The organism is Luteibaculum oceani (assembly GCF_007995015.1).
GTDB lineage: Bacteria > Bacteroidota > Bacteroidia > Flavobacteriales_D > Luteibaculaceae > Luteibaculum > Luteibaculum oceani.
Genome location: NZ_VORB01000011.1, coordinates 1 through 22652 on the forward strand (window position 1 = coordinate 1; position 22652 = coordinate 22652).

The 22652-nt window shown below is 41.0% G+C and carries 17 protein-coding genes; 9 read left to right on the plus strand and 8 right to left on the minus strand.

The window, feature by feature from the left end; all coding sequences use genetic code 11:
* Positions 1-262: ISAon1 family transposase N-terminal region protein (locus tag FRX97_RS11015; RefSeq protein WP_147015273.1), on the minus strand; the 262-nt coding region annotated here is incomplete at its 3' end.
* A gap of 655 nt (positions 263-917) precedes the next feature.
* Here FRX97_RS11015 and FRX97_RS11020 point away from each other — a divergent pair.
* A complete protein-coding gene (locus FRX97_RS11020; RefSeq protein ID WP_147015274.1) occupies positions 918-2972 on the plus strand; it encodes a M43 family zinc metalloprotease in 2055 nt (684 codons plus the stop codon).
* A gap of 71 nt (positions 2973-3043) precedes the next feature.
* Here the strand turns inward: FRX97_RS11020 and FRX97_RS11025 are convergent, their stop codons facing one another.
* On the minus strand, positions 3044-5368 hold the full coding sequence (locus FRX97_RS11025) for a DNA topoisomerase 3 (RefSeq protein WP_147015374.1): 2325 nt from the start codon (positions 5366-5368) through the stop codon (positions 3044-3046).
* 169 nt (positions 5369-5537) lie between these two features.
* Here FRX97_RS11025 and FRX97_RS11030 point away from each other — a divergent pair, with 169 nt between their 5' ends.
* Complete coding sequence (locus FRX97_RS11030; protein ID WP_147015275.1) at positions 5538-7121, plus strand: T9SS type A sorting domain-containing protein; 1584 nt, start codon at positions 5538-5540, stop codon at positions 7119-7121.
* Between the two features lie 61 nt (positions 7122-7182).
* On the opposite strand, the gene aroA is transcribed toward FRX97_RS11030, so the two are convergent.
* Genes aroA through FRX97_RS11050 form a run of 4 tightly spaced genes read right to left on the minus strand, consistent with a single transcriptional unit; the run spans position 7183 to position 11381 of the window.
* Complete coding sequence (aroA, locus tag FRX97_RS11035) at positions 7183-8457, minus strand: 3-phosphoshikimate 1-carboxyvinyltransferase (protein ID WP_147015276.1); 1275 nt, start codon at positions 8455-8457, stop codon at positions 7183-7185.
* Positions 8442-9440, minus strand: a complete 999-nt coding sequence (aroB, locus tag FRX97_RS11040; protein WP_170227117.1) for a 3-dehydroquinate synthase — start codon at positions 9438-9440, stop codon at positions 8442-8444. Before aroB ends, aroA begins: the two co-directional genes overlap by 16 nt.
* Positions 9433-10515 (minus strand): chorismate mutase, encoded by a 1083-nt coding sequence (locus FRX97_RS11045; RefSeq protein WP_147015278.1) that lies wholly within the window; start codon positions 10513-10515, stop codon positions 9433-9435. Before FRX97_RS11045 ends, aroB begins: the two co-directional genes overlap by 8 nt.
* Positions 10512-11381, minus strand: coding sequence for a prephenate dehydratase (locus FRX97_RS11050; protein WP_147015279.1), 870 nt, complete (start codon positions 11379-11381; stop codon positions 10512-10514). The genes FRX97_RS11045 and FRX97_RS11050 overlap by 4 nt, the downstream gene beginning before the upstream one ends.
* 508 nt (positions 11382-11889) lie before the next feature.
* Between FRX97_RS11050 and FRX97_RS11055 the strand changes: the two genes are divergently transcribed.
* The 4 genes from FRX97_RS11055 to FRX97_RS11070 all read left to right on the plus strand — a co-directional run bounded on the left by FRX97_RS11055 (position 11890) and on the right by FRX97_RS11070 (position 16776).
* Entirely contained in the window at positions 11890-14223 is a 2334-nt protein-coding gene (locus FRX97_RS11055; protein ID WP_147015280.1) for a fibronectin type III domain-containing protein, read from the plus strand.
* Between the two features lie 51 nt (positions 14224-14274).
* Entirely contained in the window at positions 14275-15651 is a 1377-nt protein-coding gene (locus FRX97_RS11060; protein ID WP_147015281.1) for a pyridoxal phosphate-dependent decarboxylase family protein, read from the plus strand.
* Entirely contained in the window at positions 15644-16003 is a 360-nt protein-coding gene (locus FRX97_RS11065) for a CoA-binding protein (protein WP_147015282.1), read from the plus strand. Before FRX97_RS11060 ends, FRX97_RS11065 begins: the two co-directional genes overlap by 8 nt.
* Positions 16004-16119: 116 nt before the next feature.
* Positions 16120-16776: a sterol desaturase family protein gene (locus tag FRX97_RS11070; RefSeq protein ID WP_147015283.1), complete on the plus strand. Its 657-nt coding sequence runs from the start codon at positions 16120-16122 to the stop codon at positions 16774-16776.
* On the opposite strand, the gene FRX97_RS11075 is transcribed toward FRX97_RS11070, so the two are convergent.
* Positions 16773-17945, minus strand: a complete 1173-nt coding sequence (locus FRX97_RS11075; protein WP_147015284.1) for an aspartate aminotransferase family protein — start codon at positions 17943-17945, stop codon at positions 16773-16775. The two genes, FRX97_RS11070 and FRX97_RS11075, sit on opposite strands and share 4 nt — an antisense overlap.
* A 242-nt stretch (positions 17946-18187) precedes the next feature.
* On the opposite strand from FRX97_RS11075, the gene FRX97_RS11080 reads away from it, so the two are divergent.
* Both FRX97_RS11080 and FRX97_RS11085 read left to right on the plus strand, forming a co-directional pair.
* Positions 18188-18520 carry a helix-turn-helix transcriptional regulator gene (locus FRX97_RS11080; protein WP_147015285.1) on the plus strand — a complete coding sequence of 111 codons (333 nt, stop codon included), beginning with the start codon at positions 18188-18190 and terminating at the stop codon, positions 18518-18520.
* On the plus strand, positions 18514-19830 hold the full coding sequence (locus tag FRX97_RS11085) for a type II toxin-antitoxin system HipA family toxin (RefSeq protein ID WP_147015286.1): 1317 nt from the start codon (positions 18514-18516) through the stop codon (positions 19828-19830). The genes FRX97_RS11080 and FRX97_RS11085 overlap by 7 nt, the downstream gene beginning before the upstream one ends.
* 4 nt (positions 19831-19834) lie before the next feature.
* Here the strand turns inward: FRX97_RS11085 and FRX97_RS11090 are convergent, their stop codons facing one another.
* Positions 19835-21973, minus strand: coding sequence for a SprB repeat-containing protein (locus tag FRX97_RS11090; RefSeq protein ID WP_170227118.1), 2139 nt, complete (start codon positions 21971-21973; stop codon positions 19835-19837).
* A 424-nt stretch (positions 21974-22397) separates the two neighbouring features.
* Between FRX97_RS11090 and FRX97_RS11095 the strand changes: the two genes are divergently transcribed.
* Positions 22398-22634, plus strand: a complete 237-nt coding sequence (locus tag FRX97_RS11095) for a pinensin family lanthipeptide (protein ID WP_147015288.1) — start codon at positions 22398-22400, stop codon at positions 22632-22634.
* The last annotated feature ends 18 nt before the right edge of the window (positions 22635-22652 follow it).

Consider the following 22652-nt stretch of genomic DNA (forward strand, 5'->3'; position numbering starts at 1 on the left):
CCATCCCAGAGTCGTGATTCATCCATCTACGCCGTTTGATGTGCAAAAAGGCATGCTGTCCTCGAATAGGAAAGTCTTGAATCGTTATCTCCTGATGAAAACCCTTTGAGCTGAGCTTATTTTTGGCATACTCCATTGGAGCCTTATTCTTTTCTTCAAAATAGAGATGTAGCTGCTCACCATGACTTTCATGCTTTAAGACATCAAAATAATCAACGAGGTATTCTGGTAACAACAACTTAAGGAGGCTCAAATCAGACATCAAAATGAATTTTTGCGAAGGTCTGATTATTCAATTTCTCCACAACTTTTTGTTTTGATCCAGCATTTTCGAGAAAGCAAAAAAGCCACCCGAACGCGCTAGCGGACGGGCTTTTTCTGAAGCCCACCCACAAGGGATGTTCCGCTCTGCGGAACAATCCGTTCCACTAAGTCCAACTTGAAAGAAGCGCTAGCTTGAGGATTTTCGAGAAAGCAAAAAAGCCACCCGAACGCGCTAGCGGACGGGCTTTTTCTGAAGCATTTTAGCTAATTAGCAAATTGGCTAATTGCCTGTTCGGTCTGTCCCGTCCTGAAAAAAGTTGACAGGTTAAGTTTTCTTTGATGTTAATGCTGGTGATAGGCTGCAATCAACCATGTGTATATTTGTGATAACGAAAAGCTTACGGTTTCTCAATGCGAGAAATAGTATGTACCGTAAACCAAGTGTGAATAGAAAAACTCTGGGTAAGAATTTTTTATGTACGTTCTATCAAAATCAGGTTGTGGATTAAAGCATGATAGTTTTTGGAGCATTGATTTGTCCAAGCTCCCCGTATCAACTGTCATGTACTGAATTTTTGAAATCCAAAATCCTAGTAAACTATGATCTCACCTCCTTTGTGTGTAATTAAGTCTTAAGCTAGATTTGTCGGACTATGAAAAAATCCATCCTCCTAATTTCATTTCTCAATTTTTGCTTTTTGGGTATGCTAATTGGACAACAAGCAGAGCCTTGTGGTTTCGATGCTGTTGTTGCAAAGCAAATTCCCTTTGAAATAGAAAATACCATTCAAGAAGCTGCTTTAAAGAGATTGAGTAATGCGACGTTAAAAAGTCATGATACCCTGAGAACCATACCAGTTGTAGTTCATGTTTTCCATACTGGTGGAGCAGGTAATATCAGTGAATCGCAAGTTGCGTCTGCAATTAATGTGCTGAACGAGGATTTTCAAAAATTGGACGGAACTGCAGGCTATGGGGAAGGAGTTAATACGCTGGTTCAATTTAAGCTGGCCAAAATAGACCCCAATGGAAACTGTACAAATGGAATCATAAGGATTAACTCAACTTTGGCGAATCACCAGAGCTATCAAAGAGGCTTACTTAAGGATGTTAGTGCATGGGACAATAAGAAATACCTGAATATCTATGTTGTAAAAAGTATTGCGGGATCTGTGGCTGGATATGCCTCTTTTCCAGGTGGACCAGATGCCGAGGATGGAATTGTAGTACAAAACAACTTTTTTGGACGCTCGGGCACGGCCGCGGGAAGTACAGGTAGAACTACCACACACGAGGTTGGACATTGGCTTGGGCTTTATCATACTTTCCAGAATGGATGCGATGGCGATCCGTGTACTGGTGGGGATTATGTTTGCGATACACCCCCTCAGTCCGAACCTAATTACGAATGCATCGACTTAAACACCTGTTCTAACGACGATCCAGATGTAATGGATCAGAAGGAGAATTACATGAATTACACTCCGGGAAGCTGCCAGAACATGTTTACAGCTGGACAGGCGGCTCGTATTCATGGTACCCTTGATAGTTTGAGGACATATATTTGGTCATACGAGAACCTGCTAACCACTGGCTGTGATCCAAATTATCAAGAGCCAACAAGCTGTCCATTAGTAGCAGATTTTACCGTGGTTAATACGGCTCTTTGCGTTGGAAATAGTGTGGATTTTATAGAGAAAAGTCAAAACAATCCGGTGGCATGGTCTTGGTATTTTGAAGGGGGGAGCCCAAGTACCTCATCGGAGCAAAACCCCCAAGTAACATACACTGAAGCTGGTGAATACGATGTTAAATTAGTAATCGAAGATGCTTTGGGCAATAAGGATAGTATTATCCAAACCGATTATATCAAAGTAAGCGAACCCGGAATTGGTGCCGATTTACCATTCTTCGAGGATATGGAGTCTGGAAATTATCCGCCCGCGAGTTTAGAATTGGTTAATCACGATGGTGGAATCACCTGGGAACTTGATTCAAATGCCGCGTTTTCCGGTAGATATTCCCTGCGGATTAACAACCTAATCAATACCAATTATGGGTCGGCAGACGAACTTATTTTGCCACCATTAAACTTGGCTTCGGCAACGAGTACGCCCTTGCTGAGAATAAAGTATGCTTATGCGAAATCCGATGAAACCTATTCGGATGAGCTGCTGGTTTTACTGTCAACAGATTGCGGAGCTTCTTTTGAGCAAGTGATGTATAAGACCCAAGAGTCGCTCGCTACAGCTCCTACTACAACAGACTATTTTATACCAGATTCCTCGCAATGGGACGAAACCGGCGTTTTACTATGGAAATACCGAAACGAGGAGCACGTTATTTTGAAAATTGTAAATGTTACCGATGGTGGAAATAATCTGTACATCGATGACATTTTTGTTGGGGATAAGAATTCCGATCCAACTGGGGTAACGGAGTTGGCTTCTGAAATTGAATCCGCACAGGTTTACCCCAATCCCAATAAAGGAGAAGCTACGTTGGATTATCGACTTAAACGTGCAAGCGAAGTTAGTGTTGTAATTCAGGATGTGCAGGGAAGAGTAATTTTTTCTGAATATAAGGGGCTGCTTCAAGCAGGAGCATACAGTGAGAAATTAGAACTAAACAACTTGAATGCAGGCGTTTATTTTGTTCAAATACATGCCAGTACTGGTGTGATTACTCTTAAAATGTATGTGAGATAGGGGGTGCAGATTGGTTAGAAAAGGGAGGTTTTTGACCTGTCTGGTATCTTCCAGATTTTTAGGCGATGATCCTAGCTAGAAATAATAGATAGAACCAGATCTCTTGTAAGGGCTTTGCCTTCGGCTCTTTTTTTGATTTCATCAAAGGGGAATCTAAAATCGCAACCTGAATTCCATTCCGAACATCCATAGGCCGACTTCCCCTTTATAATGGTGCCCTTTTTGCATTTTGGGCAAGAAGGCATGGCCGCAATGGGGGCGTCCGTTTTTTTGTCTTTGGAGGCTATAAGTTCAATTTGAAATTGATCTGTTAACCTCAGCTTGCCTTCGGTTTTTTCGCCGTTATGCACAAAACCTTTAATGCTAGTTGTCTCTCCTTTTTCTAATAGCCGTAACCATTGATTTTCGGTAAGTTTTTTTCCCTCGTATTTAAAGGGTAAAACCATTTTGCAACCACTTTGGAAATTGCTACAACCATAGGCGTTTTTACCCTTTAAGATTTTTCCCGAGTTACACTTGGGACAAGTAAATCCAATTAGCTCTTTTTTTGCCTTCTTTTTAGTGGTGCCTGCTTTTTTGGACGTAGATTCTACCTCGGTTTCTTCAGGGGGTGGAGTGAGGATTTTTCCGCGTTCTTTTTTAACCTCTTGAACCAATTCGTGAACCATAACTTTCATGTTGTGGATAAAATCCACGGCGGAGTAAGACCCATCTTCAATCTCCTTGAGTTGTTTCTCCCAATGGCCTGTTAACTCGGCCGATTTCAATAATTCGTTTTGAATGGTTTCAATTAGCTGAATTCCCAAGGCCGTTGGTAGCACCTGCTTTTTATTTCTTTTGGCGTATTTCCTCTTAAACAGGGTCTCAATGATGCTTGCACGTGTGGATGGTCGGCCAATGCCGTTTGCTTTCATCAATTCCCTTAATTCTTCGTCCTCCACATTTTTGCCCGCCGTTTCCATGGCTCTGAGCAGGGTAGCTTCAGAATAATTGTTTGGGGCCTTGGTTATTTTCTCCACAAAGCTAGGTTCGTGTGGACCTTTTTCCCCTTTTTCAAAATTGGGAAGTATTCCGTCGTCTTCTTTGTTGGTTTCTTCGTCCTGTTCGTCCGAGGTTTTCTGAAAAACTACCCTCCAACCGGGTTCTAATATTTCCTTACCCTTGGCTACAAAAGCCACCTTTTCAACCTCAGCACTAACTGTAGTTTTTGCGACTTTGCAATCTGGGTAGAATACGGAAAGAAACCTGCGTACTATGCTGTCGTACACCTTAAATTGGTCTGGAGCTAAACTTTTTTCTTCCCCCGTAGGTATAATAGCATGGTGGTCGGTTACTTTTTTGTCGTTAAATACCTTGCTTGGCTTGCGAATCTTCTTGGAGAGTAGTGGACTAGTTAATTGGTCGTATTGTTTTAATCCTTTTAGTATACCTGGAATTTTGGGGTACATGTCGTTAGGAAGGAAAGTCGTATCTACCCTAGGGTAGGTCACCACCTTCATTTCGTACAATTTTTGAACCAACTTTAGGGTGTGCTCTGCAGTAAATCCAAACTTATTATTACAGTGGACTTGTAAACTTGTAAGATCAAAAAGCTTGGGCGCATATTCTTTACCATCTTTTCGCTCTATATCCTGAATCTCAAGGTCTTTTCCTTTAACCAGGTTTAAAAGTTTTTCTCCCTCTTCTTTTTGATGAAATTTACCCTCGGTATGGTTAAATATCGCCTCGCGATATTTAGTCTGTAATTCCCAGTAGGGCTCAGGTTTAAAGTTTTGTATTTCCTGATGACGTTGCACCAACATGGCAAGCGTTGGTGTTTGAACGCGGCCAATGGAAAGCAACTGCTTATATCCACCGTATTTAAGTGTGTAAAGCCGTGTTGCATTCATACCCAAAAGCCAGTCCCCAATGGCACGGGAAGACCCTGCGTAAAAAAGGTTGTCAAACTCGGTGGCGGGTTTCAACTTTTCGAAACCCTCTTTAATAGCTTCGGTTGTAAGGGAGGAAATCCATAAACGTTGCACCTCACCAGTGTAATTCGCGTGTTTTATAACCCAGCGCTGAATTAATTCTCCTTCCTGACCGGCATCCCCGCAATTGATTACCAATTGTGCTTTTTGGAGTAGGGTTTCTATAATTTTAAATTGCTTTTTTACCCCGCGATCGTCCATTACTCTGGTTTCAAAGCGTTTTGGGAGCATGGGAAGTTGGTAAATATCCCAGCGTTTCCATTGGGGGAAATATTCCTCAGGGTTGAGAAGGGTGCAAAAGTGGCCAAAAGTCCAGGTTACCTGGTATCCATTTCCTTCGAAATATCCATCCATGCGCCTATCGGCACCAATTACTTTGGCAATTTCCTTGGCTACACTTGGTTTTTCGGCAATACAGACTTTCATGGCTGGCACTAGCAATCGCAAAATAAAAATATAGCCAATGATAGCGCAGACCTGTTGATAACAAAACAAAACTTTCTTCAATGCCCCGAAATAAATAACAAACTATCTGAGCTTATTTGTAAACTATTTTGACATTACATATATTCATCATCCAGAAAAACCCTACAAAATGAATAAGTTTCTTACTTTTTTTGCAAGTGCCCTAGTAGGCATGAGTTTGCACGCTCAGCAGGAGGTTTTAACCACCAATCATTGGCGAATCCCAGTTTTAAATGAGAAGGGAGTTTTTTATGATGATGGTAGTGAGGCTAAAGGATTGAGTTTCGATGGCAACACGCTGATCTATGCTAGTAATTTTTGGTTTTCGGGATACAATCAGGACGGTGACCGAAAAACCATCTATGAAACATTCTATCCAACAGGTGATGCTGCCTATGAAAAGGGTACAATGAACACCAATAGGTTTCGTGCAGCAAGGTCTTTGGTTAAGGTGAGTTCACAGGAAATAGAAGCCCATAAGGCAAACTATTCAGATCCCAACTACACCGTACCTTTCTCTATTAAGTTTTGGCCAGCACAAGGAGATACTAGCATTGGTGAAATGGCAAATATGGCTCCATTTGTAGATTTTAATAAAAACGGTATTTACGATCCAGAAAATGGCGATTACCCTGATATTGTTGGGGATCAGATAATTTATCAAATAAAGAACGACAATGGAATGCCTGCCCATCTTAGGATGGGTGTGGAGAAGCATTTACAGATTTTCACTATTACCCCTCAAACGGAAGAGGAAAGTGTTCTGGAAAATGTAGTTTTTGTAAATGTGGAGCTATACAACCGAGGCATGCATGAGTTTGATTTACTGAAATCTGGTTTTTGGATGGATTTTGATATTGGGTTTGCAAATGATGACCAATATGGAAGCGATTCTACCAGAGGAATTGCTTATGCATACAATGGAGATGCAGACGACGAAGATGCTTGGGGGAGTAACCCGCCTGCCCTTGCCGTTGCCTCTTTTGGGTGTGGAATTAGTGGAAATGTTTCTTTAGAAGGATTTAGCGCTTTTGCTTTGGATACTGCAATTCACGAAGCTTTAAGTGCCATAGATAATGGGGAGTGTATGCGTAAATCAGGCAACGGGTTCAACGGGGATCCTAATGCTCCAGTTACGAGATATGCCTTCGATGGAGATGCTATTTCAGGAACAGGATGGACCCCAGAAAATGCTGGTGTGCCACAGGGTGATAAACGCAGCTTGGTTTTGTTAAATGGCAAGTCTTTTATGCCAGGGGAAAAGATTGGATTTACCCTTGCAATTGCCATAGGAAAGGACACCACCTTTACTAATTACCTCAGGAACATTAATGTAGCGAAGGATAATGTAGAGGAAGCTTTGGCGCTATTGGAATCTAAGTATGGAGATCATCCACTCTTAGCGTCTAGTAAGCAATGTGGAAATATCCAGGACGACGAATCTTGCGCTACAACTACAGAAATATCTGATTATGAAAGTGATATTCAGGTTGGTTTATATCCAAACCCAGTTTCTAATGAGCTAAACATTACGTCGGGTCAGATTATTAAAACCGCCGCTGTTTGGTCAACCGATGGTAAAAGGGTTTTTGAGGGTAGCGTTAACAAGAAGGACTTTAAAATAGATTTATCCGGTTTAGACCGAGGAATGTATATACTCGAATTAACAAATAAAGCTGGAACTAGAGTTCGCGAAAGCTTTTTAAAGCAGTAGAGTTTTCTTAATTGTTGCGATTTATTTAAAGGCCGCCTGAGTATTCAGACGGCCTTTGTTTTTAGTTAGAAATGTTGCTGAACATAGGTTCTATGTCATTAAAAAATGAAGGGTAAGATTTTTGAACGGCACTTGGTTTTTCGATGATAATCGGAGCTTTCGAAACGGCTGCAAAAGTAGCCCCCATCATGGCTATTCTATGGTCGTTTCTGGAGGAAATGGAACCACTGTGAACAGGGAACCCATGGATTTTCATCGTGTTGTTTTCCAGTTCAACTGCAATGTCCAACCTAGAAAGTTCCTCCTGAATGGTTAATGCTCGGTTACTTTCTTTGTGCGTTAAACGATGTGTTCCGTGAATTACAGAGGTTCCTTTGCAATTTGCAGCCAAAACGGCCAACGGAGGGAAAAGATCTGGACAATGGGTTGCATCAAACTCAAATGCATTGAGTTGGTTTTTCTCCACGGTAATTGACTTTTCTTCCTGATTCCAGGACCAACGCGCCCCCGCCTTGTCTATGGCATGTATGATTTGCATATCAGCTTGAGAAGAGTTTATATCCAAGCCCAGTAATTTCACTTTGCCCGAAATTGCGGCTCCCACCACATGAAAAGCAGCACCACTCCAATCACCTTCTGCATGGATATGAATGTCCTGCGTAAGGGATGGGTTAAAAGGAGGAATTACAAATTCCTTGAACTCCCTGTTTTCGATGTGGATTCCAAACTCCTGAAGCAAATCCAAGGTCATTTGAGCATAAGGTATGCTTTTAAGGTTGCTAACTGAGATTTTTGTTTTTAGGGGTTGATGGGATAACGCAATTAGCAATCCTGTAAGCAGTTGCGAGCTGTGCGAACCATCAATACTGATATTTTGAGCTTGGGCTTTTCCTTCAGTAAAAATGGGTAGTTTCTCATTATTGGATTTCACTCGTGTTCCCAGCTGCTCCAGCGCGTCGATAATACCAGGTAGGGGGCGGTATAAAAGGGATCCCTCACCGGAAATGCTGCATTGCCTAGATAGCGTTGCAACTATGGGAGCAAACATTCGAGTGCTTAAACCTGCTTCTCCACAGTTTATCTCTATGGTTTCCAGGTCGACATTTTTTGTGCCGATAATTTGCAGTTCACGATCGTTTATTTCCCAGCTGGCACCAATTCTGCTAGCTATTTCCAAAGCTGCTTCTACATCATTACTTGGGGTGTATCCAGTTATTATCGTTTTCCGTGGTTGGAGGCTGGCAATGGCAATAGCTCTTTGTAAAACACTTTTTGATGCGGGTGCAATTATTTCTCCGCTGTACTTAAAGGGGGGAATGCTTAGGGTAGGTCGCATAGGTCTATGGCTTTAATTTTTGGCGAACCAATTTCTTCGAGCAGTATAAAGTCGATTTTAGATTGGATGCGCTTTTTGTCTTTTGAAATTTTGTTTTTTAATGCATTAAATTCTAATGAGCTGAGGTCTGTAGGTAATCCAAATTGTCTGAGTAAGTTTTTAATTTCTAGTTGTTCCTTTTCAGATAAAGCCGTTTGTTTTTCAGCCAGTTCATTTGCTACAATAATCCCCATACTTACCGCAAAACCATGTGGGATATTTAAATGGGTTTCTATGGCGTGCCCATAGGTATGTCCGTAATTCAAAATTTTTCTTCCACCAATTTCTTTGGGATCTTTTGCCACAATTTGGGCTTTGATTTCAACTGATTGTCGAACCATCTCCAGTAAAATCTCTGGGTTTTTCTCTTTTATTTCGGCTGCATTTCGCTTTAGAAATTCGAAGTACCCAAAAGAATGGATGCAAGCATGCTTTATAACTTCCGCCATGCCGCTTGTGAACTCTATATCTGAGAGAGTATTAAGAAAGTTGATGTTTATATGAATTAAATCGGGGTGCTGAAGGGTTCCAATAACATTTTTGTACCCGTTAAAATTCACACCATTTTTACCGCCAATTGCCGCATCCACTTGCGCAAGAAGGGTAGTGGGGATAAAAGAAAAGTTTATCCCCCTGAAAATGGTACTTGCGATAAACCCTGTTAAATCGCAGGTTACCCCACCGCCAACAGCAATTAAATTGGATGACCTGTCTATGTTTAACTCGAGCAATTGTTGTATCACAATTTCCGTATACACCAGCGATTTAGCGCCTTCACCTGCTCTTATCAGGATTATCTTATTCCAAACGTCTTTAAAAAGACCAGCATAGATTTTGGCAACATTTTCATCCACCAAGGCTACCGTGTTTTTGTCTTTTAAAAGATCATTTAGTTCTGTTACCAATGGGGCTTTAGAAACCGTTATTTCGGATAGATTATACATTGATAACATCACTGAAAATTTTACCTTGGTTATCAATTGATTCTTGATGAATAGTTCGGTAAACCTTAGAAACAAAGGTTGGGGTTAAGCCTAGTTTTTCTCCCTTGGCCTTGTTTTTCAAAAGAAGTTCATTCCAGCGCTCTGCCTGGAAAATTGTCATGTTGTTCTCCTTTTTAAAACGGGCAATATTTAAAGCAACATTCATACGGAACTGCAATAGCTCCAGAATTTGGTCGTCTATGTAATTGATAGAATTCCTTAGTTCGTCTATATTTTTTTGAACCGTGTAAGGAGTTTCATCGGTGCGTATAATAAGCTGATCTAGGATGCAACTCAGTTGTTCGGGAGTAACCTGCTGACTGGCGTCGCTCCAGGCCTCATCTGGGTTGGGATGGGTTTCTATCATTAGCCCGTCGAAGTTTAGATCCAAAGCTGTTTGCGCAATACTGCCAATTAGTTCCCTGTTACCGGTAATATGGCTGGGATCGTTAATAATGGGAATGGTTGGAACTTCCTCTCGAAATTTAATAGCCATTTGCCATGCCGGCTTATTTCTAAGGGTGGATTTTTCGAACTGACTGACTCCCCGGTGTATGGCTCCTAGGTCTTTTATCCCTTTTTTCTCTAATCTTTCCAGCGCTCCTAGCCAAAGAGCTACATCTGGGTTTACTGGGTTTTTTACCAAAACGGGGATGTCAACTCCAGCAAGTGCTTCTGCTATTTCTTGCACGGCAAATGGGTTTGCCGAGGTTCTAGCTCCTATCCATAAAATATCTATTCCGGCCTTAAGTGCCTCGTAAACGTGTTTTACGTTTGCAACTTCGATGGCCACGGGCAGTCCTACTTCGGTTTTAACACGTTGTAACCAGGGCAGGGCTTTACTTCCATTACCCTCGAAAGATCCAGGTCTGGTTCTAGGTTTCCATACTCCGGCCCTGAATACATTAACTCTTTGGTCTTGTTTTAAAGCCTTTGCGGTTTCCAATACTTGTTCTTCGGTTTCCGCGCTACATGGGCCTGCTATTACAAGCGGTTGATGCTCGGGAATAAGTGGTGATATAATTCTCTTTTTCATATTAATTGAGGGGTTAAAATGTTATCGTTTTGCTCAAATTTTGGGGTTGGACAGGGTGAACTATTGTACCTGCCAAGAATTTCTAAATCGTCCAGATAAAAGGAGATTTCGTGCATACTGCTCTCAAAAATGTGAGGGCTTGGCAGCACTATTTCTAGGTAAAATCGATATCGAAAAACGCTATCGGGAATAGGGACCGAGACGATTTTTGTAAGGTTTATTTTTAGCTTATGAACAACCGTAAGCAAATTAGCGAGGGCGCCAGGAGTGTCTTGCAAAATCACCGATAAACTGATTTTATTTCCAAAGACCGGTTCGGATTCCTTTCCCAGGATGGCAAATCGGGTGATGTTGTTTTGGTTGGATTGGATGTTATTAGCTAAAACTTCTAAACCATATTCCTTTATGGCATTTATGCTTCCAATGGCCGCCAAGCCGGGGTCATTTAGGGTAGCTATTTCTTTTAGGGCAAAAGCGGTGTCTCTGGCTTCAACAAGATCAATTTTGGGGAATGCCTCAAAAAAGTCTCTGCACTGGTTTAATGCCATGTAATGGGATCTTACTTCTCGCAAGTTGGTTAAGGTAGAACCGGGTATTGCACCTAGGTACTGCTTAATTGGTACAAACACTTCTCCTACCATTTCGCAATTGCCCTCTCTAATAAGGTTGTAGTTATTTAATATGGTTCCAGAAATGGTGTTTTCAATGGCCATCACTGCGTAATCCGCTTCATTACCATCGAGTGCCTTTATTACTTCTGGAAAATTCTGACAGCAAAGGCATTCTATATTTTCACCAAATGCTCTGATCGCGGCTTCCTCGTGGAAGGCTCCTTTAATTCCCTGAATTGCAATTTTTAATTTCATAGTTGGTTGGAATAAAAAAGGCCACTCGATGGGAGTGGCCTTAAATCATTATTGCATAATATCTCCCTATTCGCTTTGATGCGTGTTATAGAAGTAATACCAGAAATAGAAAGTGTTTGATTTCATAATGTTGAGTAAAAAAAAAAGCCTGCTTCGGTAGAAGCAGGCTTTTAAAATTGATCAATATATACCTAGCTTCTTATCCAGAATAATTAAAGTAATAATAGAAGAAAGAAGCGCTTTGTGACATGGTTCTGTGTTATTTACGTTGCAAATGAAGAAATAAAATATGGTAAAAACAAAAATTGATTGAAAAAATATTCACCAATTGAGATTTAGAGAAATAAAATATTAAAAATGACTAAGATTCATGGATGGATTCTGTGTCTAGACATATCAAGAACAACGTCTTAGGGGTAATTCGAAATAAAATAGCGTAATCCATCGAATACTTATAGGTAATTAAAATTCAACCTCTATTTTAGTTAGTCGAACCAATACCAACGCTTTGCAACGATTTGTACTTGTTATTTTATTCTTAGGTTTTTCCTTGATTTCGAATGCCGAAATTTCGCGTATTCGTCTTGTAGCGACCAAGAACCCCTCTAATAACATGACCATTGCCTTTCAGCAGGTTTTTGGGGGAACAGCCCGGGTATATTACGGAACCCAAGACGGCGGAACAGATCCAAATAATTACCCATTTAGTCAAGTAGCTCAGCGTTTCACCTACAGCAAAGGCATGCTCAATCAATTCGTTGAACTTTCAAATCTAGAAGCCGGAAGCGACTATTTTTTCGTGGTGGTCGATGATAATGGCGTGTCGGAAAGACTCTATTTTAAAACTACTCCAGAAAATATGGATGTCCCACTAAGTTTGGTATGTGGGGCAAATATGACAGGCAATCGCCAGTTACGGCAGGAGGCCTTTTCGCTTATAGCAAAACTAAAACCCGATTTGGTGGTGCTGGGTGGAGATTTTACTGGCTTTAGTTTGCCAATTGAGTGGGAAGCTTGGCTAGATGATTGGCAATTGGCAACATCTTCGGATGGAAGGGTATACCCCATAGTGCCTGTGCTGGGAGATGAGGATGCTTCAACGGATTTGGTGGATATTTTTGGCTTGCAAAGTGAAGATTCCTACTACTATTTGCCGGTAGGGGAGAACCAACTGGCACTGTACTTGCTAAATACCAATGAGTCATCTAGCGAGGAACAACGCCTTTGGATGGCAAATTCATTGAGTTTAAATGCCTCTTCCAAATTTTGGAAAATGGCTGCTTATCACAGACCCTTTAGGGTTCATACTAAGGGAGTATCAGATAACGAGGAAGCCAAAATAAGATGGGCCCCATTGTTTAACCAGTTTCAATTTGATTTGGCATACGAAGGAGGTGGAAGTCTAAATAAAATAACCCAACCCATGATTCCATTTGAGGGTAATGGTTCTGAGGATGGATTTTTAAAGGAACCGATCAAGGGTGTAACTTATTTTGGTGATGGTACCATAGCCAACAGTCTCGATAGCGCTAACGATACTCGTCACTGGACCTTAGATGCCACCATGGATAATCAGTTAAAATGGGTGTTGGTGGAGCGTGATCGGGCCATAATTAGAGCAGTACGGGTAAATAATGGTAGCTCGGTGGCTGAGCGATTCGGTGAAAACAAGTTTGAAACTCCAGAGGGAGCTCAAATAATCCCTATGGATGGAGCTTTTCAAATTGAAATACCTCGTATTAAAGAAGGTGAAACCTTTGTAAATGTTATTCATCCCAATTTTGGAGAATACCGCAACGATAAAAACATTGAAATTTCTTGGGAAGCGGGGGTTAAAGGAGGGGGAGAATTAACCCGTGTGCGAGTTTTTCTCAACAATACCTTAAAAGCCGATTTGCCCGGAAGTACTAATGCACTATTGCTTTCCGATTTAAATCCAGGGAAACACAACTTACAAATTATCGTGAACTCCAATCAGGGGCAGGCAGTGAGTTTAGCGCTGCCATTCTACATAGAGCTTAAAGAGAGTGACCCCGGAATAATAAATGGTTCTTTCGATGCCGAGGAGTCTAAAGTAACGGGTATTGTAGATGTAGGTGGAAATGATCTCGCCTTGGGGTCTCGGGATGCATTGTTGGGGAGCGCATCAACAATTGTAGGCCTATATTTTGAGGGGATGGACCTTAGTCCCCAAGCCAAAATAAATGAAGCATATATACAATTTAGTTCCTCCGAGGATAGTGAATCTGGTCCAGCTCAGGTGCTTATTTATGGAATTTCTACAAGCAATACCGGCCCTTTTCAAGACTTGGGATTTGATTTGAGCTCGCGCGAAAGAACATCTGCTTTCGCTCTCTGGGATGTTCCGGAATGGAATTATCCCTACTTGCAAAATGCAGACCAGCGAAGTCCTGATTTAAGTGAAATACTGGAGGAAAATTTCACGGAAATCAACGGACTTAATGCTATAGGTTTTCTAATCGAAGGCAGTGGAAATAGAAATGCCATGGCTTTTGAGCGAGATTTAAGGAGGGCTCCAAAATTGGTGGTAAAGTACACAGAACCCTTTACCGATATTGAGGAACAGCGAGAGTTACTGCCTTTGTATTTTTATCCTAACCCGGTGGATGACCATCTTTGGATAGAAAATAAGGAAGGAAAACCTCTAGTATTAAGTTTGCGAGATCCCTCTGGTAGAGAAATAGCCGAATATCGCGTGCAAGCTTTTGAGAAATTAAAGCTTAACACCGAAAATTTAGAAGAAGGAGTTTATTCGGTAGTTATGGAGTTTGAGGGGCTCACTCAAGTGCAAAAATTCATAAAGAAATCTTCGGGCTTGTAATTATTAACAAGCCTTCTCTACTTTTAGTCCGCTTATTAGCTATTCTTGGGTATGGGGAATTTTTTGGCTTACGATAGAGCTTATTGGAAACAGTTTATTGATAGTGTTCATGGTCAAATCAACAATTGGACTGAGTTACAAGAGCAATCTGAAGTACCTGTGCTCAAAAAAACCGATATTCAGAAAGTAATCGCTGATTTCGAATCTTCAGAAAACTGGCAGTCTGATCTCTCCAAAATTTTCAATTATTCCAACCATTTATATCATCCTGGATACGCTGGTCATCAGGTAGTTCCCCCCAGTATTCCATCCGCATTGGCAGGATATTTGGCAAATTACTTTAACCAGGGAATGGCGGTATACGATATGGGCCAGGCCGCAAACGCAATAGAGCGCATAGTACTTAAAAGGTTGAGAAAAGCATTTGGGTGGGATGATGCGGAAGGAATCATGACCTCTGGGGGCTCAATAGGAAATCTAACAGCATTGTTAGCGGCAAGGCAAGCATTTGATGATGTCTGGGAAAAAGGTGTGGAGGACCATTATACGGTATTGGTTTCAGAGGATGCTCATTATTGTGTGGATAGAGCCGTTCGTATTATGGGATTTGGTGCAAAAGGGGTGTGCAAGATAAAACCCAATGACCAACATAAAATAACCGGAGAGGCCCTGCAAAAAGCAATTGCAGAGGTACGCAAGGAAAATCGAAAAATTATTGCCGTTGTTGGATCGGCATGTAGCACCGGACCTGGGATTTTCGATGACCTGCAGGCCATGGGAGAAATCTGCCAACAAGAAAAAATTTGGTTCCATGTCGATGCCGCTCATGGTGGGCTATTTCAGTTATCGCAAAAGCTTAAACCCTTGTTAAAAGGGGCAGAATTGGCAAATTCTATGGTGATCGACTTTCACAAAATGGGCTTTACTCCGGCACTTACCACCTCTGTTTTGTTTAAAAATGGTCTAGATTCCTATAAAACATTTAAGCAAGATGCAGCCTATTTATGGCCAGAGGAAAGTTCTGAGCCTTATGCGCAAAGTGGCTTGCGAACCTTAGAATGTACCAAGCTGATGATGGGCTTAAAAGCCTACGCCAACTTAAAGTGGTTAGGCGAGCCAGAAATGGCAAGAATGATGGAATACTTGGTTGATTTGGCCCATCAATTCGCGGCAGAAATTAAAAAGCGATCTGCATGGGAGTTGTTCCAAGAGCCAGAGGCCAATATTGTATGTTTTAAACTGAAAAACGTAGATAAATCAAGTGCTCTGGCGTTTCTAGATGGATTAATTAAGCAGGGAACCCACTACATAGTAGGAACTACAATTTCTGGCCAGTTTTACTTTCGAGTATCCATCATGAACGTAGCGACCAACTTAGAGCACTTAACGGCAATACTGGATCAAATAGAGAAATTGAAAAATGAATAAAAGTACATTAGTAGTAGGAGCAAGTGAAAATCCTCAGCGATATAGTTATTTAGCTATCAATAGGTTGGTGGAAAATAAGGTACAGCCTATTTATGCGGTGAGTTTAAAAAGTGGAGAAGTGTCTGGAGTTCCATTTATGACAGAATTTCCCGATTTTAAAGTAGATACGGTAACCCTATACGTTGGACCGAGACACCAAGAAGCAGTGGCGGCCTACATGGAAAAGTATCCTCCCAATAGAGTTATTTTTAATCCTGGTACCGAGTCGCCATTAATGGATAGCTTAAAGTCTAAAGGAGTGGCGGTGTTGCCTGCATGTACACTGGTAATGTTGGCTTCAAATCAGTATTAGTAATGATAATAGTGTCTTTCAACTGGTAATTGTTCATTAAAAAAACTAAAACAAGAGCGTTAATTTTCTAAATCTACGGGTGATTATTTTATCTTGGTGGTACAATACCCTACGATATGAGCACTCAAACTACTACACCCCCAAGCAAGGCAGCTGAGTCGAAAATGTTCGATAATCCAGTATTGGAAAAACTAACACGAACAAACTCTATTGTTGTGGTATCTGCCTACACAGCCATCTCTGTTATCTTTTATGGTTATGGTTATTTAAATTCAGGATTATCGTTTTGGATGGAGGCTAGTATGTTTATCTGTGGCCTGCTGTTGTTTACCTTAATGGAATATCTAATCCATAGATTTACCTATCATTCGCACGATTACAAAGAAGAGGAAGCCTGGCAGTATAAGGTACATGGCTATCATCACGAATTTCCTAAAGATAAAGACAGATTGGCCTTGCCCTTGCCTGTTGCATTGCTTGTAGCAGGGTTGCTATTTTACATGCTGTATTTAGCAATGGGGAACTTTTCCTACCATTTTTTCTCTGGATTTATCCTTGGTTATGGTGGATACCTTTTTGTGCATTATATAGTACATACGCGCCGAGCGCCAAACAATATGTTTGGATACCTGTGGAAACACCATAATTTGCATCACTACAAATACGAGGATAAGGCCTTTGGGGTAAGCACACCCCTTTGGGACTTTATTTTCGGTACCATGCCTCCAAAAGTTGAAGGGAAATCTACCCGTGTAGGAGCAAATAAGTCTTAAAGCTGATTAAGGGCGTTAACTATAGCGTTGGCACCAAATTTTAAATCTTCTATAGAAATATTAAGTGGTGGAGCAATTCTAAAGCTGTTCGGACTGCTTAGAAACCAATAAACCAGAACACCTTGTTGAAGGCAGGCTTCTACTACTTGTTTAACCTCCTCGGCATTACCAAGTTCAACGCCAAAAAATAAGCCCTTCCATCTAACCTCAACAATTTTAGGATGTTGTAGAAGTTGGTGTAGCAATTTCCCTTTGTTTTCAACTTCGGCAATTACATTTTCCTCCAACATGGCTTCTAAATTGGCTAATCCAGCTGCGCATGCTAAGGGGTGACCAGCAAAAGTGGAGATATGTCCCAAAACCGGGTTTGAGGCAAATTGGTTAAGCATTTTTTCCGATGCCAGCAATGCTCCAATGGGTAAACCTCCGCCTAACGCTTTTCCCAAGGTTAGTAGGTCTGGGCTTATCCCGAATTGCTCAAATGCAAATAGACTTCCAGTTCTACCCATACCGCACTGAATTTCGTCCATAACCAGTAAGGTACAGGTCTCGTCACAACGCTTTCTAAGGGCTTTCATCCATTCTTTGTCTGGAATTCTAATGCCTGCATCTCCCTGAATGGTTTCTATAAAAACTGCTGCGGTTTCTTTCGTTATTCGGTTAAGATCCTCGAGTTTATTGAAACTAATAAAGTTTACCCCAGACATCAAGGGTCTGAAGGCGTACTTTTTCATTTCATTTCCCGAAATGGCAAGGGAGCCGGTAGTGCAACCGTGATAGGATTTTCTACATGCGATTATTTCGGATTTTCCGGTAACTCTTCTCGCCAGTTTTATCGCCGCCTCATTGGCTTCTGTCCCAGAATTGACAAAGTAAACGGCGTTGAGGTGCTTTGGAGTTTGTTGGGTTAATAATTTGGCGAATTCGGTTTGCACGGTTTGCTCCATTTCGCCATACACCATTACGTGGAGGTGTTTATCGGCCTGGTCTTTTATGGCTTTAACAACGGCGGGGTGTTTATGGCCCATATTGGATACGCCAATTCCACTTATAAAATCTAGGTAAGGTCTATCAAAGGCACTGTACAAATACGATCCTTCGGCTCGAGAAATAGATAAGTTAAGCGGAGTAGGACTAGTAGGTGCAAGATGTTGAGATAGTTTTTCCATTGCCTTAGTTTCTGAGGAGCGCGAAAATACTAAGTCTTTTAGCTGCTAAAACATGAGTAACATTTAATGGGTTATTGATTTTTATTTTTACTCAAAACCAGTGTAGGAAAAAACCATCATAAAAATGCTTTAACATTTTTAATGTTAGTAAAAACAATCATTATAAGAAGTGAAATGCTGAGTTTGTTGGTTTTTACAAACAAAAGATTAAATTTACTTTACTAATGTTAGGATAACCCATCATGAGTTTAGCGTATAAGAGTGATAAGGAGATAATAGAGGCCATTGCGAATTACATTAAGCAACGCCGCCTGGCTAAAAATATAACCCAACAACAATTGGCAGATGATGCTGGATTAAACCGTTGGACCATCAGTCAGGCAGAAAATGGGGAGGCCTTAAACACCCGGTCGCTAATTCAAATTCTAAGGGCTTTAGACGCACTTTCATTACTAAACCAATTCGAGTGGAAAGAGGAGATTAGTCCATTAGAATATGCCAAGCTTAAAAAGCAAGAAAGACAAAGAGCCAGACCTGAAAAGGGCAACGAGGGTAAAGAAGATTTGGGATGGTAGATTTAGCAGAAATTTCTTTGTGGGGGGAGCCCGTTGGAGCTGTTCGCTGGTTGGCCGATCAAAATTATGCGAGCTTTCAGTATCATCCAGATTTTATTAAAAAGGGATGGGATTTATCCCCAATTAAAATGCCTTTAAAGCAAGGTGCCGTGGTACACAGCTTTCCAGAATTGCGAAGACCAAGATCTGCCGATGAGGATACTTTTAAAGGGCTACCGGGCTTGTTGGCAGATGCCTTGCCCGATCGATATGGAAATAGATTAATGGATGTTTGGTTGGTTAGAAACGGTCGCCAACCCGGGAGTATGAATCCTGTTGAGCAGCTTTGCTTTATGGGAACCCGAGCCATGGGGGCACTTGAATTCAAACCAGTAATCCACCCCAAGCAAGAAAAACAAAATGATTTGGAGCTCGGAGGTTTGGTCGAAATAGCCAAAAAGGTGCTTGATCAGCGAGAGCAATTCCAAACAACAGTGAACAAGGAAGAGGAGGAGATGATAAAGGACCTCCTAAAAATAGGGACCTCAGCCGGAGGTGCGCGCCCGAAGGCCGTAATTGCCTTTAACCCCAAAACTGGAGCTATAAAATCTGGCCAGGGGACTCCAACACCGGGCTTTGAACATTGGATGATAAAATTAGATGGAGTAAGCGCGGTGCAATTGGGAACAAGCAAAGGTTGGGGAAGGGTGGAGTATGCTTATCACCTTATGGCTAAGGACTGTGGAATTGATATGATGCCCTGTAGTTTGCTGGAGGAAAATGGAAGAGCTCATTTTCTAACCCAACGATTTGACAGGGACCCCGAAGGGCATAAGTTTCATGTTCAGACTTTTTGTGCGTTGCAGCACTTCGATTACAACGATATGTTGTCTTTTAGTTACGAGCAATTATTCCAAACTATGCGGCAGCTAAGACTTAAATACGGAGATGCCGAGCAAATGTATCGCAGGATGGTATTTAATGTTTTGGCTAGCAATTGTGACGATCATACCAAAAATTTTGGGTTCATATTAAAACCCGATGGAGTATGGCGATTGGCTCCTGCTTACGATTTGTGTTTTGCGTACAATCCAACCAATTTCTGGGTAAACCAACAAACCTTAAGCGTAAGAGGGAAAAGACAAGGAATAAGCAAAGGAGATTTACTTGAAATCGCCAATGAAAACTCAATAAAAAAAGGAAAGGAGATTATTGAGCTAGTGGAGGGAGTAGTACAACAATGGAGTGCCTATGCCAAAGAGGTGGAACTAGATTCCGAATTAAGCAAAACCATTGAAAAAAGGAACAAACACATCCTTAAAAACATCTAAATCCTTAATGCTCTAGGCTTGATTGATTTGTAGGACAAGCATCTCCAGATTTGTAAAGACGATGATAAAACACATCTGATTTGGTAACGATTTTTACCACGTAACTGCGTCCTTCTCTAAGTTCACTTCCCAAATTGAACTCAGCGCTTATTCCAGCTGTAAGTTCAACGCTTTTCTTTTCGCGCAGAATGAAGTGCTTATCGTACACCTCTATGCTGGCATTTCCAGATTTCGAAGCATCAATTCTAAGAGTAAAAGACGGGTTAAATGGGTTAGGAAAAGCAACACAATGGTCTATTAAGGCATCGTTTTCAAAGGGGTCATCCAAAACCTCATCCTCATTAATTACAACTTTGTTAAAAAGACATCGCATACTTCCTTTTGCTCCCAATAAATCACCATGTGCTAAATGGTGGGAAACCGCGCTTGGATGGACAATAACCGTTTTGGTATATAAGTTTCTGTTGATAAAATATTTATGGGTAAGGTAAACCCGATTAGGGACTGCGGTTCCGTTATCATAAACTTGAATATCATCTACGCAAAGCTCCTGTATCGAAGTTGCTGTACACCCTTTACTATCGGTGACTGTTGCAACGAATGATTTTGAACTATCAGGGCAAACTACAATTTCACTTTCGGTACTTCCATTACTCCAATTTAAAGTATATGGTGGTTTTCCACCAGAAGCTTCTACCATAAGGGTGTCACAAGCGAGTGGGAGATAACCTTTATAGACTATTTTATCTCCGTTATTGGTCAACTCTAGGGTGTTGTTATTCGGTACATTGAAAATTTTGTTTTCTGTTTTACCGTATTTATCGGTGACTTTAACCCAATACATTCCTATTTCTACGCTGTCGATATTGGCAGTAGTATCGCCAAAATTCCATAAGAAGGAGTAGGGGGGGCATCCGCCTGAAACGGTAAGATTTATACTACCTAAACCCACCCTGGGGCAAGAGCCAGAAATCGTTTCATTTATAATTATGGGTGGATGTTGATGTAAAATGGGAATAACCAGGCTATCAGAAGCTCCGTCCGAATCTGTAGCATAAAGAATCAGTAAAGAATCAACATTGGGGTTGAGGTTGTTGCTAGTCCAGCTCCAGGATCCTTCTTTGCCTATGTCATAAGAAATGTTACCTAAGTTACTTGCAAGGGTAACCGTATCTCTACCCGGATCGAAAAAGGTCCCTGTACCATTCGCTAATCCACAGGTGGAGATGATATTTTCATTTGAAGCGACTGTGGGAGCTACATTTTTTACGGTTAGAATAAATTCAAACTCCTCAATTTCACAGTCATTTTCTATGCTTACCGATACCATTTGGGATTCATCTGGTCCGTCAATGGCCACAAATTCCCAATACCATTCTCCTGTTGCTGCATCTATGCTTGCCGTACCTATAGAGCTGCTTATGGTAGCGTTTTTAATTACATCCTTGGTACTCGAACCAATGAGCCAAGCCGTGTCACCTTCTAAAACAGTAAGTTGATTGGTAAACTTGTTGGAGTCTGTTGAAGAAGAAACTAGGAAATTATCGAGGGCGGCATATCCAGATTGATGTATTTGGTCTATTAAAAGTGTAACATGCTTAGCACTTGCATCCTCGGCGTTGAAATGTAGATCTATTTCCGCCCAGTTAAAGATAAAAGGAGTAATCCCGGGTGTCGTTCCCTCAGCTTCCTCTTCATCGAGCAAGCTACCTCTGTTATTAAAATCCCAAATTCCAGAGGGCGTGTCGTATAGTTTAAAATTAAATTTTGGGATGTCCACTCCAAAAGGACCTCCACAACGTGGAACATCGATAGCAGATACATTTAATCGGAGGTTTATCAGGTCTAAATCTTTGCGATCTATGGTTATGGCAATTTTATCGTCTTGTATTCTACCCAGCATCCCTAAACAGTAGTTTCCACCTATCCCTTGAGGGTCTTGATACTGATTTTCTGGACCGTTTATTTGTATGGTTTCAACCGTCCATTGCTGGTCGAAAATGTCTCCATATAAAGATGATACTAGATTTTGGGCAAAGTCTGGTGAACAGTTTACAAAGTTGGTATGCTTGGGGTTTTCAAAATCGTTTTGAAATAGCACATTGGAAAGAATTAGTGATTCGGGACCATCGGTGACTTCCATGTTGATAAAAAGTGAATCACATGGGCCAGATTGACCCCATACATAAAAAGATGTAAACGGAATACTTAAGGAAAGTGCAATAAACTTTATTTGACGGCAGATTTTGATTAGAAAGGAAAAAGACATGGAGAAAAAGCTGCTGAATTAATTAAACTTTGATTGGTAGTTATCCTTAAAGGAAGTTATTTATTATAGGTCTCGAGCTAATATTTAGTTAGAAGAACCAAATCAATCTACAAGTGCGATTTACAACACCCTGTAGATGAAGGGATTGAAGTTTGGATTACTATTATTTTTTTCCGAAAAAGTCCAGTTTAAAGCCCTTTGCCGTTTATTTGGTTCAACAGGAATTGCATTTTGCTAAAAGCTTAAAATTATGGGTTGGTTTTTACTTACTACCATTGGAGTATAATCCTATAATACCATGAAAAAGAAACTTTCAATTAAAGATTTAGAGGTAAAAAGTTTTGTTACTTCCCTCAACGATGCTCAATCTCATCAGCATCAGGGTTTAGGAACAAATCCACTAAGATGTAATTCAAATATTGTACAATGTGGGTCTCAGGTAGATGCGTGCGTAACCGCTCAAATTTGTTATCCATCAAGGGCTACCTGCCTAACCAATAATGTAAGCATGCTATTATATGATTGTCCTCTATAGAGGTTTCCAAAAAAATTA

Coding starts and splice junctions, on each gene's coding strand:
- FRX97_RS11080 (WP_147015285.1), top strand. CDS start 18,188: ATGAGTTTAGCGTATAAGAGTGATAAGGAGATAATAGAGGCCATTGCG.
- FRX97_RS11065 (WP_147015282.1), top strand. CDS start 15,644: ATGAATAAAAGTACATTAGTAGTAGGAGCAAGTGAAAATCCTCAGCGA.
- FRX97_RS11020 (WP_147015274.1), top strand. CDS start 918: ATGAAAAAATCCATCCTCCTAATTTCATTTCTCAATTTTTGCTTTTTG.
- FRX97_RS11095 (WP_147015288.1), top strand. CDS start 22,398: ATGAAAAAGAAACTTTCAATTAAAGATTTAGAGGTAAAAAGTTTTGTT.
- FRX97_RS11070 (WP_147015283.1), top strand. CDS start 16,120: ATGAGCACTCAAACTACTACACCCCCAAGCAAGGCAGCTGAGTCGAAA.
- FRX97_RS11030 (WP_147015275.1), top strand. CDS start 5,538: ATGAATAAGTTTCTTACTTTTTTTGCAAGTGCCCTAGTAGGCATGAGT.
- FRX97_RS11060 (WP_147015281.1), top strand. CDS start 14,275: ATGGGGAATTTTTTGGCTTACGATAGAGCTTATTGGAAACAGTTTATT.
- FRX97_RS11085 (WP_147015286.1), top strand. CDS start 18,514: ATGGTAGATTTAGCAGAAATTTCTTTGTGGGGGGAGCCCGTTGGAGCT.
- aroA (WP_147015276.1), bottom strand. CDS start 8,457: ATGCGACCTACCCTAAGCATTCCCCCCTTTAAGTACAGCGGAGAAATA.
- FRX97_RS11025 (WP_147015374.1), bottom strand. CDS start 5,368: ATGAAAGTCTGTATTGCCGAAAAACCAAGTGTAGCCAAGGAAATTGCC.
- aroB (WP_170227117.1), bottom strand. CDS start 9,440: ATGTATAATCTATCCGAAATAACGGTTTCTAAAGCCCCATTGGTAACA.
- FRX97_RS11045 (WP_147015278.1), bottom strand. CDS start 10,515: ATGAAAAAGAGAATTATATCACCACTTATTCCCGAGCATCAACCGCTT.
- FRX97_RS11090 (WP_170227118.1), bottom strand. CDS start 21,973: ATGGAAGTCACCGATGGTCCCGAATCACTAATTCTTTCCAATGTGCTA.
- FRX97_RS11050 (WP_147015279.1), bottom strand. CDS start 11,381: ATGAAATTAAAAATTGCAATTCAGGGAATTAAAGGAGCCTTCCACGAG.
- FRX97_RS11075 (WP_147015284.1), bottom strand. CDS start 17,945: ATGGAAAAACTATCTCAACATCTTGCACCTACTAGTCCTACTCCGCTT.